The organism is Bacillus sp. RO1 (assembly GCF_012524115.1).
Lineage (GTDB): Bacteria > Bacillota > Bacilli > Bacillales > Bacillaceae_I > Sutcliffiella_A.
Genome location: NZ_JAAZWB010000080.1, coordinates 1 through 14,428 on the forward strand (window position 1 = coordinate 1; position 14,428 = coordinate 14,428).

Here is a 14,428-nt window from a genome sequence, read left to right on the forward strand (position 1 = left end):
ATACAGCAAAGATGACTCATAGTATGTCCCGAGTTGGACGATGTATTGATAATGGTCCAATAGAATCATTTTGGGGGACATTGAAATGCGAGAAGTATTATTTGGAGAAATATGAAACGTTTGAGGATCTTGAAGAGGCGATTGATGAGTACATTCATTTTTATAATCATGACCGCTATCAAAAACGATTAAACGGCCTTAGCCCTTTAGAATACAGGGCTAAGACAGCTTAGTCTTGTTTTATTATTTCGAGTGTCTACTTGACAGGGGGCAGTTCATCCACTCCATCAAGACCTCTCTCAATCATTTCTCGCTTCACTCAGGTCTTCATACACTCCATGAAGACCTCTCTGGGTCATTTCTCGCTTTGCTCAGGTCTTCATCCACTCCATCAAGACCTCTCTCAATCATTTCTCGCTTCACTCAGGTCTTCATCCACTCCATCAAGACCTCCCTCAATCATTTCTCGCTTCACTCATGTCTTCATCCACTCCATCAAGACCTCTCTCAATCATTTCTCGCTTCACTCAGGTCTTCATCCACTCCATCAAGACCTCTCCAAATCATTTCTCTCTTCAATCAGGTCTTCACCTTTCAAAAATTTCATAATAAAAAAGCCCAGGGCTCCCCCCCCAGGCTCATATAACTCCAATTCAATTATTCCATTAACCCCTTACTAATCAAGTGATCCACCGCACTACAAACAGCAATCTTTACATGCGAATATGTCAAGCCTCCTTGAACATACGCAACATACGGTGCTCTGATCGGACCATCTGCAGTAAGCTCAATGCTTGCCCCCTGAATAAACGTCCCAGCAGCCATGATCACGTCATCCTCATACCCCGGCATATAGTTCGCATATGGCGTAACATGAGAATTGACGGGTGATGCATACTGGATCGCCTGACAGAAGGCAATCATTTTTTCCTTGTCATCAAATTGCACCGATTGAATCAAGTCGGTACGATGTGCATCCCAGCTAGGCGAAGTATTCATCCCGAGCTCTTCTAAAAACGCAGCAGTGAACATGGCTCCTTTTAAAGCCTGTCCCACTACGTGGGGAGCAAGGAAGAAACCTTGATACATTTCTTGCAAGCTGTATAGGCTGGCACCAGCTTCCGCTCCAATCCCAGGGGAAGTCATTCGGTAAGAACAAGCTTCCACCAACTCTTTTTTCCCAACTATGTAACCACCTGTCTTAGCAATACCACCACCAGGGTTCTTAATTAGAGAACCAGCCATCAAATCCGCACCAACATGACACGGCTCCTCAAGTTCCACAAATTCGCCGTAACAGTTGTCTACAAACACAACCACATCCGGATTGATTTCTTTCACAAAACGAATCATTTCTTTAATTTCTTCTATAGTAAAAGATGGTCTTGTTGCATAACCTTTTGAACGCTGAATGCCAATCATTTTGGTGGAAGGTGTTATTGCATTGCTGACAGCCTCCCAGTCAATACCGCGGTTATTTTTGAGATCGATGGTTTTATAGCCGATGTTGTACTCTTTTAAAGAGCCCACGCCACTTCCGCGGATTCCTACGATCTCTTCTAGCGTATCATATGGCTTCCCAGTAATATAAAGTAATTCATCACCAGGACGCAACACCCCAAACAGGGCGATAGAAATCGCATGTGTGCCTGAGATGATCTGCGGACGTACTAGGCCTGCCTCCCCGCCGAACACTTCTGCGTAAATCTTCTCTAATGTATCACGTCCAATGTCATCATACCCATATCCAGTAGATGGAATGAAATGAGAATCGCTGACACGGTTCTCCTGAAAGCTTTTTAATACGCGAAATTGGTTTGTTTCCACGCCAGCATCGACTTGCTGAAAACTTTCTTGAAGCTTTTCTTCTATTTTACGTACGATCGGTTCAATGACTTCCCCATGTTGTAATAAATGGAACATAATAAATCTCCTCTATTTCTTCATTCTTTGCTGAATAACAGAAGCCAATTTTGAGTTATCAAAATAGTATCCTTGTAATTCATAGCTTTCTGTCTCTTCTGTGAACTCCATTTTAGAAAGGACGGTTTCTTGTTTTAATTGTGCAATTAATTTTCCTTCTGAAGACGGCACAATGATATGATAGGGCTCCATCTGAACTTTGATGAGCGATTCTATTTTTTGGGTCAATAAGGCGATGTCTCCAGTGTCTAAAGCACTTATATGCAACATTTCTTCATTATAAGCAGGTGTGAACCCTTCTGTGGTTTGATCTTTCTTATTATAAACAGTTAATACCGGAACACCTTCCACTCCAAGCTCCTTCAACAATTTGTCCACCGTCTTTTCATGGTTGACGTGATCAGGACTCGAACTATCGACCACATGTAAAATCAAATCCGCTTCTGTTACTTCTTCAAGTGTCGAACGGAATGCCGCTACAAGTGAAGTCGGCAGGTCCTGGATAAATCCTACGGTGTCAGTCAAAAGGGCATTGAACCCAGATGGCATCATGACCTTTCTTGTTGTAGGATCTAGTGTTGCGAATAACAAGTTTTCCTCAAATGTACCAGCTTCGGTCAGGCGATTAAAAATGGTTGATTTTCCGGCATTGGTATAGCCAACCAAGGAAAGTTGAAATGCTTGATTTCTCTTTCTGCGCTCACGATATCTCTCTCGGTGACTGACAATCGAAGTTAGTTGTGTTTTGATATCCACGATTCTTCTATTAATATGTCTGCGATCGGATTCTAATTTCGTCTCACCCGGTCCTCTAGTTCCTATTCCACCTCCAAGACGAGACAGTTCCACACCTTTTCCGCCAAGGCGGGGTAAAAGGTACTGAAGCTGAGCTAACTCTACTTGAAGTTTACCTTCTTTTGATTTAGCACGCTGAGCAAATATATCCAAGATTAACTGTGTTCGGTCAATGATTCTGGAATTTAAGATTTTAGAAAGGTTCCTGTTTTGACTTGGTGCTAGTTCTCCATTAAAAATAATGATTTCAGGTTCCAACTCTTCCTCCAGTTGGACTAGCTCCTCTAGTTTCCCTTTCCCTATGTATGTTGCAGGATGAACCCGTTCTCTTTTTTGTGTTAAGGAAACCAGAACTTCTCCGTTGGCTGTTTTGGTCAAGGATGCTAATTCTTCCATGGAATAAAAGAATGTTTGATCATCATCTTTAGGTAATTGACAGCCTACTAAAATGACCCTTTCCTTGTCTTTCTTTTGCGTTTCGTTCAAATGCGTAACCCCTTTTTCTAAAATATATTAAATGATTGTTGAACAAGTTCCTTAATCATATCAAAATATGCTTTTTTTCTCTATTAAATCCTTTAAAACTATTGCATTCTGGCGGTTTTCTATATAAAATCAGGAAGGCTTTATAGATATTGTATATTTTTATTGGAGTGATCGAATGACTTGGGAAGTTTTCAGCATCATCGGGACTATCGCATTTGCGATAAGCGGAGCGATTGTAGCGATGGAAGAAGAGTATGATATACTCGGCGTTTATATATTAGGAATAGTAACAGCTTTTGGAGGGGGAGCAGTGCGAAATCTCCTTATAGGTGTTCCGGTGTCGGCACTTTGGGAGCAAGGAATGCTCTTTCAAGTTGCTCTGGTCGCGATGACTACCGTCTTCCTGTTTCCAAACAATTTGTTAAAACACTGGAGGAAGTGGGGCAATTTCTTTGATGCGATCGGCCTAGCCGCCTTTGCTATCCAAGGGGCACTGTTTGCTACAGGCATGAATCACCCCATTAGCGCAGTAGTGGTTGCTGCAGTATTAACCGGTAGCGGCGGCGGTATAATCCGTGATCTGCTTGCAGGTAGAAGGCCGCTTGTATTACGAGCGGAAATATATGCTGCTTGGGCAATACTTGCCGGTTTAGTCATCGGCTTTGGAATAGTCAGTTCACCGGTTCAACTTTATATCCTTTTTGTAGGAATCGTCTCTTTACGTGTCCTATCCTACACCTACAAATGGAGATTGCCTAACAGAAGTTTACAAAGTGCTGCCTAAATGGTCGTTAAATTCACATTATTTTTTCAGGAGGTGAAACGGCCTCCTGTTTTTTTAACCAATTTTACAGGTCAATTTTTCGGCCTTTCCAAGTAACATTCCTTTTGAAAAAGGTTTGAACAAAGGAGTAGCCAAACAAGATAAAAAAGAATAACAGATGCAAAGGAAATAATAGTGCGGTTCCCCACCCAAAGTTACCGACAATAGCGAGCGTTCTCTTTAGATGCAATGCGATTAGCACATATCCGGTAACATAAAGTTCCAAAGGGAGGGTTTGATAGCTAGTGAGAAATGTCATCAAACCTCCAAGCCATACACATACCAACATTAAATACCAAATACTTGTTTTGGATGCCCCTGTTGCAAAGCTTTTGCTCCAACCATTCCATAACGAACGGAAACCTTCTGGGTACATCCTCATTTCGATTGCTCCCAATCCACTATAGCACCTAACTTTTCCGCCATGCTTTTGCACTTGAAAACCAAATGCCATGTTCTCCATTAATTCTCCCTGAATTGCTTGATGACCACCGTACTTAAAATAATCCTCGCGATGAATAAATAGACACGGTCCGAACGCCCCCCTTACCGGCAACCATTTTTGCAAAATATGAAAGGCTCCAAGGGATCCCATAACCACTAGGTGAAAAAAGGACGATAAGCTTTCATATTTTTCTTTTAAGTTGTGAAAAGGATGAATGGAAAGCACTTCCCCTTCTCCCTTGTAGGCCGAAAGCATATTTTCTAAACCATTTTCCGAGATAATGGTGTCCGCATCTAAAAATAAAAATATTTCTCCCGTTGCACATAAAGCTCCGTTCCAACAACCAAAGGATTTCCCAAACCATCCGGCAGGAAGATCCTCTAATTTCACAACACGCGCGCCATAAGACCGCGCAAGTTTAACCGTTTGGTCGGTAGAATGGTCATCTACCACGATAATTTCTTTTATCTTTCCGTGATAGGCTTGCAAAGATCCTAATAATATAGGAAGATTTCCTTCTTCATTTCTGGCAGGGATAATAATAGACACCTTTTTCAGTAAAGGGGTTTTCTCATGCCTAAACGATAAACTCGGAATATGAAAAAACAGTACTCTCCCAAGTAATAATGTCATAATTAATATTAATGCTGTCATGAATAACTCCTCCATATACATCTATTTTTGTTTGAAAATAGAAAAAAAGGGTAAAATAAAAAGTTGTATACACTAAAATTTTACTTCTATCTACTAGACAGTCTAGTCAAACTTATTAGTTTTCATAAGGAGGAATAAGAATGAGGAAGAAAGTTGTAGTAATTGGTGGCGGTCTTGGAGGTTTATCCGCTGCTATCCGACTATCCGCCGACGGTTATGATGTCCATGTCATTGAAAAAGGAGAGCGCCTTGGAGGTAAGTTAAACATACGTTCCGGCAAGGGATTTACTTTTGATACTGGTCCATCCATCTTGACGATGCCGTGGGTGCTGGAACAATTGTTTGCAAGCGCAAAAAGAAATTTACATGATTATATTACCATTGAAAGAGTGGAGCCTCAATGGAGAACCTTCTTTGAAGACGGTACGAAGATAGATGTAACAAGCGATCTCCCTAAAATGTTGGAGCAAATAAGAGAATACTCTTCAAAAGATGCAAACGGCTTTTTTGAGTATTTGAATTATTGCAGCAAAATGTATGAATACAGCATGAAGAGTTTTTACAAGAAGAGCCTCTCAGGTTTAGGTGAACTTCGGGCCCTGCATAATCTGAAAGAACTCATTGGAATGGACCCTATGAAATCAATGGATCAAATTACAAAAAAATATTTTGAAGATAAACACCTTCAACAGCTGTTTAATTTCATGATTATGTATATTGGTTCTTCCCCTTATCACGCTCCTGCTGTCCTGTCACAATTAACACATGTACAGCTCGGATTGGGCATTTATTATGTAAAAGGTGGCATGTACAAGATTGCGGAAGCGATGCAGAGCCTTATGGATGAAATGGGTGTCACGTACAGTTTGAATACTTCGGTTCGAAAAATTACAACAGGTGGAAAAAAAGCAACCGGTATAATTTTAGAGAACGGTGAAGAAATTCATGCAGATCTCATTGTTTCCAACCTTGAAGCAATTCCAACCTATAAAACCTTGTTAAAAGATGTTCCGATGGCCAATAAAGCTGTTGAGGATTTAGAAAAATTTTCGCCAACTGTTTCCGGCCTAGTTTTACTTCTAGGGGTAAACAGAAAATATGACGAGCTGGCACATCATAATTTCTTCTTCTCAGAAGACCCTGAACTAGAGTTTCACACAATCTTCAATGAAGGAAAGCCTGCACTAGATCCTACCATCTACATTGGGGTTTCGTCTAAAACGGATCCAAGCCAAGCGCCGCAAGGAAAAGAAAACCTTTTTGTTCTCACCCACGTTCCTCCATTAAAAGAAGGCGAGACATGGGATGAATACAAGGATATTTATCGCGAAAAAGTTCTTTCTAAACTGGAAAGAATGGGACTGGATGGTTTAACATCTTCCATTGAGTTTGAATATTGCTTTACTCCTAACGATTTAATGAATCTATATGGAGCAAATGGAGGGTCCATATACGGGGTAGTAACAGACCGCAAAAAGAATGGCGGCTTCAAAATACCTTGCAGAAGTAAACTGCTTGATAACTTATACTTTACCGGCGGTTCTACTCACCCGGGCGGCGGGGTACCAATGGTGACACTATCTGGACAGCTAACAGCCGATGCCATAAACGAAGATTGGGAACAAGTGAATAAAAGTATTGGATAACATGAAAATAGCAGCCGCTTGGCTGCTATTTTCGCTTATTTTAGCAGGAGATCCCTTGCTTCAATGGTCATCAACTCGTTTTTATGAAAGCTATCATACAAAAGAAGACGCATAGCTTGCGTCCGTATCGATTTTTCCAAGACATTTCTGATATAGCGTCCATTGCTAAAAGCAGAAGGCAATAAAACACTTTTCATTTGATTGAGGTGCTCACGCATTTTCCACTCTGCCTCTTTGCTCATAATATACTCACGTTCTTTAAGCATTCGCTGACAGATCTCCATCAATTCTTCTACAGAATAATCGGGAAAATCGACGATAATCGGAAAGCGGGAAATAAGACCGGGATTCGTTCGTAAAAATTCTTCCATCTCACGTTGATAACCTGCAAGTATTAAGATAAAATCATGCTGTTTATCTTCCATATGCTTTACGAGGGTATCGATGGCTTCCTTCCCAAAATCCTTTTCTCCCCCCCTCGCCAGCGAATAGGCTTCATCTACAAACAAGATGCCTCCTAACGCTTTTTTCACAAGATCCCTTGTCTTTTGGGCAGTATGACCAATATATTCCCCGACAAGATCCGCCCTCTCCGCCTCAATCAGGTGACCTTTAGAGAGTACATTCATGTCACAAAACAACTTTCCAATCAACCTGGCAACAGTCGTCTTACCTGTACCGGGGTTGCCTTTGAACATCATATGAAGCACTTGCCTCTCTGTTTTCAACCCTACTTCTTCCCGCTTTTTATTTACATATATCCACGCATAGATTTCCTTGACCACTTTTTTCATTTCCTGTAATCCTACTAATTCCCCCATTTCCCGCTCTATTTCCTGCAAGATTGCATGGTTGGTAGTAGTAAGTGGTTCTTCAAGTGTTTGAACATGGGTGACTCTTAGCGGCTTTTTTTGTCCATTTAAGACAATATTTATTTTCCCATTTTGGTTTTTTATGGGTTGATCCAAGAATGTCCACCTCATTTCCACGCCAAAATCCGACATATCTTGATGCAATTCCTAGTATCCTCTACTATTTTCTCAGTAGATTTACCCTGTTTCGATTTCTTTCAACATTTTTCATATATTTTCATCAAACTATTGACAAACTTGTCATATTGTGCGCTTTCCCGAGAAATAATTGCCTCTTTTCGAGCTCATTATTTCCGCAATTAAACAAATGGAGAGAATTTCTCCATTTACTAATTAAATATATGATATTTGGTGAGCTATATGTTTCTTTTATGCAAATAAAAAAACCAGCATTTAGCTGGTTTTACGCTTCTGTTTCAATTTGCACGTTCTTTGATGGAGAAAAGGTAGAGATGGCATGTTTATAAATCAACTGTTGCTTTCCTTCTGTTTCCAAAAGCACAGTGAAATTATCAAACCCTTTAATTAATCCGCGAAGTTGAAACCCATTCAGCAAGAATACCGTTACACTTGTTCCATCTTTTCTTAATTGGTTAAGAACTTGATCTTGGATATTTATTGATTGCTTCATCTTTTCTTCCTCCTCTTATCTCTATCTTCCTTACTTATTCGCCCCAAGTCGAAGCTTTCCTGCTATAATCGTGAAAATTTGTGATAACTTTTGCTCGAAATCTGCATCTGTCATGTCAAACCAAGTTACATCCATTTTGTTGCGGAACCATGTGAGCTGTCTTTTTGCATATCTTCTTGAGTTTTGCTTTAAGTCATCCACGGCCTGCTCTAACGTTACTTTGCCATCCAAGTATGCATACAGCTCCTTATAGCCGATTGCTTGGATGGATTGGCAATCCCGAATCCCATTGTCATAGAGAGTTTGCACTTCTCTTAGTAAACCTTCCTCCATCATCAGATCTACTCTTAGATTGATTCTTTCATAGAGTACTTCTCTTTCCATGGTGAGACCAATCAAGGCGATGTCATACAATGGTTCAGGTTGCTGGGTATCCTGGTACTCTGACATGGTCTTCCCAGTAGTATAGAAAATTTCCAGCGCGCGGATTACTCTTCTCACATTATTAGGATGAATATTGGCTGCACTTTTCGGATCAATTTCCGCAAGCTCTTGATGCAACTTTTCTACACCAATCTCTTGACTTCTTTTTTCAAGACGTATACGAGTTTCCTCATCCTTGCCACTTTCTGAAAATTGGTAGTCATATAGGACAGATTGAATATAAAGACCCGTTCCTCCGACAATGAGGGGAATCCGACCTCTTGAAGTTATTTGGTCGATCTTATTCCGAACATCTTGTTGGAATTCTGCGACCGAATAAGCTTCATGAGGTTCTTTTATATCAATGAGGTAGTGAGGGATTCCCTGCATTTCTTCTTCTTTAATTTTGGCAGTCCCAATATCCATTGTCTTGTAGATTTGCATGGAATCTCCGCTGATAATTTCACCGTTAACTCTTTTGGCCAGCTCTACACTTGTTTTCGTTTTTCCTACAGCAGTAGGACCTATGATCACAATAACTTTTTGTTTCTCTCCCACCGCTCACTCACTCTCTCAATTATTCTTTATCACAAGATATCATTATACCCATTTTTACTAGAGCTCAATCTAATTGATAAAAAATTTCTTATTTTCACATGACCCGCTTGAACATTTTTTCCAATTCATATGACGAAAAATGAATGAGAATCGGTCTTCCATGAGGGCATGTAAATGGATTTTCAGCCTCTCTTAACGTGTTTAAAAGAGCTGTTATCTCATCTTGTCTAAGATGATGATTGGCTTTTATTGCTGCCTTGCAGCTCATCATGATTGCCGCTTCTTCTCTTAAGTCAGAGATATTGATTTTTTTCTTTTCCAAACATAAATTGATCATTTCATCTATCGTTTCTCTTTCTTCTCCTTTTGGAAACCAAACTGGGTGAGCCTTCACGATGAATGTTTGGTGGCCAAAGGGTTCAAGCATAATTCCTACATCCGCGAAAGCTTCCGTATGCTCTTCAAGAAACAAATACTCGTCTAAGGAACATTCAATCGTCAAAGGAACAAGTAGCTCTTGTAGATTCCTTTCTTCCCGGCCAAGTCTTTGATAAAAATATTCGTAGTTGATCCTTTCCTGTGCTGCATGCTGGTCAATTAAATATAACCCATTTTCATTCTGGGCTACGATATAGGTACCATGCATCTGACCAATAGGATATAGAGTCGGAATACGAGATTCCTTCTTTTCCTCAGGGAGAGATTGGAGTTGCTTTTCGTTACTAACTTCCTCTGCCTCGTCAATGGAATCATTCATATACGCTTCATGCTGATTATTTTGGCCATCTTCCTGGTTGTCACTATATTCCCATGTTTCAGAGGGCTCAGCAACCTCAAATGGTCTACTTTCTTCTTCTTTTTGCTTGATAAAGGTTGGTTCCTGTCTTTGAATGGCACGTTCAAGCGGAAAACTTTCATCAAGTGTAAAGGTTTGTTGAGTAGGTTTTGGTTCTTCCGTATAGCTTGTCTGCTTTCTTGGGCTATTGGAAGGAATAAGTTGTTTTTTCTGAAAAGCATCTTTTATCCCATCAGCAACCAGCCTATAAAGTTCGTCCTCTTTACTCAGTCTTACTTCTAACTTGGCAGGGTGCACATTTACGTCTACTAAAAGTGGGTCCATCTTTACTTCCAAGTAGACAATTGGATATCTCCCAATTGGCAGGAGTGTATGATAACCTTCTTGAATTGCTCTTACCACTGTATAGTTCTTCACATACCGCCCATTAATAATCGTCGAGATATAATTCTTGGAAGCACGCGTCACTTCCGGCATGGCAATATACCCTTTCACTTCAAAATCCAAGGAAGTAAAGTGGATGGGTACCATTTTCTTGGCGATATTCATTCCATAGATGGCAGCTAAGACATGCAAGCTATCACCATTGCCATTTGTAGCGAGCATCCTTTTTCCATTATGGCTAAGACGGAAGGAAATAGAAGGATGAGCTAACGCAAGCCGGTTCACCATATCAGATATATTGCCTAATTCCGTATGGATCGTTTTCATATACTTTAATCGTGCAGGAGTATTGAAAAATAAGTGCTGCACCACGATATCGGTTCCTTTTCGACTGCTGGATAACTCCTGGATTTCCAACACTCCACCTTTAAAGCTTAGATGTGTCCCAGGTCCTTCCCCTGTACTTGTGGTGATGTCAAAGAGGGAAACGGAGGCAATACTGGGTAGTGCCTCTCCCCTAAAACCAAGGGTTCTTATGCGAAACAAATCATTTTCATTTTTTATTTTACTTGTTGCATGACGTTGAAATGCCGTGAGACAATCCTCCTGCTCTATTCCATCTCCATTGTCCAGCACACGGATTTTCGAAAGTCCCGCTTCTTCAAGTTCGATCTCGATGATAGTAGAATTTGCGTCAATCGCATTCTCCACCAACTCCTTTACAACAGAAGCAGGTCGTTCAACCACTTCGCCAGCAGCTATTTTATTTGCTAAACTCTCATCTAACTGGACGATTTTCCCCATTCTATTCCCTCCTTCCTTTTTATGATTTCACTTTTAGTAACTTTTGTATTTCGTACAGTTTATTTAACGCTTCTAGCGGTGTCGTTTCAAGCAACTCTAAATTTTTGAGTTTTTCAAGAGCTGTTTTTTCACTTTTGGACAGTTTGTCCATTTGCTTTTTGTCTTCCGCTTCTGTAAAGAAAGACAGTTGTGCAAGTGAATCATGTTCTACTTTGTGACCCTCTTTTGTTGCAGCCACTTCGACATGTTCACTCTTCGGTTGACTTTCCAATTTTTCAAGAATGGTTTGGGCTCTTGTTATTAATTCTTTAGGAAGCTCTGCTAATTCTGCTACATGAATTCCATAGCTTTTATCTGCTGGACCTTCTTTCATTTTATGAAGAAATACCACTTTACCATTTTGCTCGACAACGCTGACATGAATATTCTTTAGCTTTTTAAGCTCTTTGTCTAAGGAAGTCAATTCATGATAATGGGTGGAGAACAAGGTTTTTGCTCCAATTTTATCATGGATATATTCTATTAGTGCCTGGGCAAGTGCCATTCCATCATATGTGGATGTTCCCCGGCCAATCTCATCAAAAAGAATTAAGCTGTTCTGTGTGGCATAGACAATAGCGTTACGTGCTTCCAACATCTCGACCATAAAAGTACTTTGACCAGAGATCAAATCGTCCGCAGCTCCAATTCTTGTGAAAATCTGATCGAAAATGGGAAGGGATGCCTCTTTTGCCGGGACAAAACAACCAATCTGAGCAAGAATCGCTGTAAGGGCCACTTGACGCATATACGTACTTTTACCAGACATGTTTGGTCCTGTGATAAGGAGCATCTCATTTTCCTTATCCATCCACGTATCGTTTGGTACATACTCATTCGCATCCATTACTTTTTCCACTACTGGATGACGTCCGTCTGTGATATACACCTTTCTTTCATCGTTAAAAGAAGGCCTTGTATAGTATCTATCTTCACTGATGGTTGCAAAGCATTGAAGAACATCCATTTCACTGACTGCTTTCGCAAGTTTCTGCAGTCTTGGAATATATGCCTTCACTTCTTCTCTTAACTTCAGGAAAAGTTCGTATTCTAGTGCAACAATCTTTTCTTCTGCTTCTAAGATTAGTGTCTCTTTTTCCTTTAATTCTTCTGTGATATAACGCTCTGCGTTTGCAAGTGTCTGCTTTCTCTCATACCTGCCCTCAGGTAGAGAGGAGATGTTCGCTTTTGTTATTTCAATATAATAACCAAAAATACGATTATAGCCTATTTTAAGAGAGCGTATGCCTGTTAAATCTCGTTCTCTTTTTTCTAATTCTGCTATCCAAGTCTTGCCGTTTCTTCTCGCATCTCTGTATTTATCCAGTTCTTCATGGAAACCATCCTTCATCATGTTTCCTTCTTTAACCGACAAGGATGGCTGTTCTAGTAAGCTATCATGGAGTAGTGATGACAACTCTCCACACTCATCCATGTTGTCAAGTATAGCAGTATTATCTATTGGAAGCTTCTCCACCATTGACTTTAGAAGAGGGATCTGAGATAGAGACTTGCGCAATTGCACAAGATCTCTGGCATTTACATTCCCAAACGCTACCCTTCCGGCAAGTCTCTCCAGATCATACACTTCTTTTAATAACTCTCGTATTTCTTGTCTTGTAAAATACTCATTAATGAGCGTTTCCACCAGATCATGACGTTGTTTGATCTGTGCAGGATTGATTAAAGGCCTGTCCACCCATTGCTTTAACAAGCGACCACCCATAGCTGTCACCGTTTGATCCAACAACCAGAGCAAGGAACCTTTTTTCCCTTTTGAACGAATGGTTTCCGTTAACTCAAGATTACGCTTTGAAAAAAGATCAATTTTCATCGATTGGTCTAATTCAAAAAAACTTGCCGGTTGAAGATGATCAAGACTTCGCTTTTGGGTTCTCTTCAAGTAATGAAGTAGTCGCCCAACAGACATTTGTAACTTCTCTTGTTCCAAATTTTTAACAATCAGATTAAATTCGACTGGAATATCCGTTGCTTCCTCATAAGAACATGTGGTAACCATTCTTTCTTTTATCATTTGAACAAGATCCAGTGGGAATTTTTCAGAAACCACTATTTCTTTTGCTCCAATGGAATATACTTCATTTACAAGTTGCTGAACGGGTCCGGTTATGACAGTCGTATGTAATTCCCCTGTCGAAAGATCTGCATACGCAAGTCCAAATGTCTCGTCTTCAAAGTTAGTAATGGAAGTCAAAAAGTTATTTTGTTTATCAGATAGCCCTTTTGTTTCCATGACAGTACCAGGAGTAATCAGTTGAACTACTTCTCTTTTCACAACCCCTTTTGTCTGCTTAGGGTCTTCCACTTGTTCGCAAATTGCTACTTTATACCCTTTTTCAATTAGTTGACCTATATAATTAGGAGCCGAATGGTATGGTACCCCACACATAGGAATTCGTTCTTTTCCCCCACCGTCGCGGCTGGTTAATGTAATTTCCAGTACTTGAGATGCTGTTGTCGCATCTTCAAAAAACATTTCATAAAAATCGCCAAGGCGAAAAAATAAAAAGGCATCTTGATAGTCTGCCTTTACTCTCAGGTATTGCTGTATCATCGGCGTATAAGAAGCCATCGTAATCCCCCAACTATTGTTTTTTGCTGCTTTATTATATCATATTTTGGTGTATCGGGGGTGGTTGAGGAATGCGTGGAAATTAACAGCGGAGGAATTGGTGTGGTATAAGGGATGGCTTAAAATTCGAGAGATTGAAGTATTGTGTTGTGAAAAACTTGGTAATGGTTAAGATTTTGGTTATCAATAAAAGTTTAGTGAGTCTAAATGTCCGAAGGTTTTTGATTTTTGACCGAAGATTTTGCGAATTTGACCGAAGTTTTTGGAAAGTTGACCGAAGATTCTCGATATTTGACCGAACGTTAATTTGAAATGACTGAACCACCTTTAAAAGTTGACCGAACTCCCCTTTACTATGTCCGAACCTATTAAAATTTCAATGTATTTTGTCCAAAGGTAGAAAAAAAGTGACCGAACCAAAAAAACAGGGGGTGTGTCAAATAAACTGTGTAAGTTTTCTTAATCGAGGTACTTAACAGCTCTTCCCTTAAGATTATCATTGATTAATAATTGGTTCATCACTTGTGGCCAATTTTGGACGAAGCCCTTTTCCCAT

11 protein-coding genes are annotated in these 14,428 nt (G+C 40.1%); 3 read left to right on the forward strand and 8 right to left on the reverse strand.

The features are described from left to right. On the forward strand, nt 1-233 hold a 233-nt coding region (locus HC179_RS13445; protein WP_168864774.1), incomplete at its 5' end, for an IS3 family transposase. Nucleotides 234-657: 424 nt separating this feature from the next. Here HC179_RS13445 and HC179_RS13450 read toward each other — a convergent pair. Both HC179_RS13450 and hflX read right to left on the reverse strand, forming a co-directional pair. After that, nucleotides 658-1,923 carry a methionine gamma-lyase family protein gene (locus HC179_RS13450; protein WP_168864775.1) on the reverse strand — a complete coding sequence of 422 codons (1,266 nt, stop codon included), beginning with the start codon at nt 1,921-1,923 and terminating at the stop codon, nt 658-660. Between the two features lie 12 nt (nt 1,924-1,935). Then, nucleotides 1,936-3,204, reverse strand: coding sequence for a GTPase HflX (gene hflX / locus HC179_RS13455; RefSeq protein ID WP_168864776.1), 1,269 nt, complete (start codon nt 3,202-3,204; stop codon nt 1,936-1,938). Nucleotides 3,205-3,379: 175 nt separating this feature from the next. Between hflX and HC179_RS13460 the strand changes: the two genes are divergently transcribed. Then, the gene (locus tag HC179_RS13460) at nt 3,380-3,988 is read left to right on the forward strand and encodes a trimeric intracellular cation channel family protein (RefSeq protein WP_168864777.1); all 609 of its coding nucleotides are present in this window, start codon (nt 3,380-3,382) and stop codon (nt 3,986-3,988) included. Between the two features lie 64 nt (nt 3,989-4,052). On the opposite strand, the gene HC179_RS13465 is transcribed toward HC179_RS13460, so the two are convergent. Further along, nucleotides 4,053-5,126 (reverse strand): glycosyltransferase family 2 protein, encoded by a 1,074-nt coding sequence (locus tag HC179_RS13465; RefSeq protein ID WP_168864778.1) that lies wholly within the window; start codon nt 5,124-5,126, stop codon nt 4,053-4,055. 140 nt (nt 5,127-5,266) lie between these two features. Here HC179_RS13465 and HC179_RS13470 point away from each other — a divergent pair, with 140 nt between their 5' ends. Further along, a complete protein-coding gene (locus tag HC179_RS13470) occupies nt 5,267-6,772 on the forward strand; it encodes a phytoene desaturase family protein (protein ID WP_168864779.1) in 1,506 nt (501 codons plus the stop codon). Nucleotides 6,773-6,807: 35 nt separating this feature from the next. Here the strand turns inward: HC179_RS13470 and spoVK are convergent, their stop codons facing one another. From spoVK to mutS, 5 genes are all read right to left on the reverse strand, one after another. Further along, a complete protein-coding gene (spoVK, locus tag HC179_RS13475; protein ID WP_205825326.1) occupies nt 6,808-7,755 on the reverse strand; it encodes a stage V sporulation protein K in 948 nt (315 codons plus the stop codon). A gap of 292 nt (nt 7,756-8,047) precedes the next feature. Further along, nucleotides 8,048-8,275, reverse strand: a complete 228-nt coding sequence (gene hfq / locus HC179_RS13480; RefSeq protein WP_010193436.1) for an RNA chaperone Hfq — start codon at nt 8,273-8,275, stop codon at nt 8,048-8,050. A 30-nt stretch (nt 8,276-8,305) separates the two neighbouring features. Then, on the reverse strand, nt 8,306-9,256 hold the full coding sequence (gene miaA / locus HC179_RS13485; protein WP_168864781.1) for a tRNA (adenosine(37)-N6)-dimethylallyltransferase MiaA: 951 nt from the start codon (nt 9,254-9,256) through the stop codon (nt 8,306-8,308). 94 nt (nt 9,257-9,350) lie between these two features. Continuing rightward, nucleotides 9,351-11,240, reverse strand: a complete 1,890-nt coding sequence (mutL, locus tag HC179_RS13490; protein WP_168864782.1) for a DNA mismatch repair endonuclease MutL — start codon at nt 11,238-11,240, stop codon at nt 9,351-9,353. A 19-nt stretch (nt 11,241-11,259) separates the two neighbouring features. Continuing rightward, a complete protein-coding gene (gene mutS, locus HC179_RS13495; protein ID WP_168864783.1) occupies nt 11,260-13,872 on the reverse strand; it encodes a DNA mismatch repair protein MutS in 2,613 nt (870 codons plus the stop codon). Nucleotides 13,873-14,428: the final 556 nt, after the last annotated feature.

Coding starts and splice junctions, on each gene's coding strand:
- HC179_RS13450 (WP_168864775.1), bottom strand. CDS start 1,923: ATGTTCCATTTATTACAACATGGGGAAGTCATTGAACCGATCGTACGT.
- mutS (WP_168864783.1), bottom strand. CDS start 13,872: ATGGCTTCTTATACGCCGATGATACAGCAATACCTGAGAGTAAAGGCA.
- HC179_RS13460 (WP_168864777.1), top strand. CDS start 3,380: ATGACTTGGGAAGTTTTCAGCATCATCGGGACTATCGCATTTGCGATA.
- mutL (WP_168864782.1), bottom strand. CDS start 11,240: ATGGGGAAAATCGTCCAGTTAGATGAGAGTTTAGCAAATAAAATAGCT.
- HC179_RS13465 (WP_168864778.1), bottom strand. CDS start 5,126: ATGACAGCATTAATATTAATTATGACATTATTACTTGGGAGAGTACTG.
- HC179_RS13470 (WP_168864779.1), top strand. CDS start 5,267: ATGAGGAAGAAAGTTGTAGTAATTGGTGGCGGTCTTGGAGGTTTATCC.
- spoVK (WP_205825326.1), bottom strand. CDS start 7,755: ATGAGGTGGACATTCTTGGATCAACCCATAAAAAACCAAAATGGGAAA.
- hfq (WP_010193436.1), bottom strand. CDS start 8,275: ATGAAGCAATCAATAAATATCCAAGATCAAGTTCTTAACCAATTAAGA.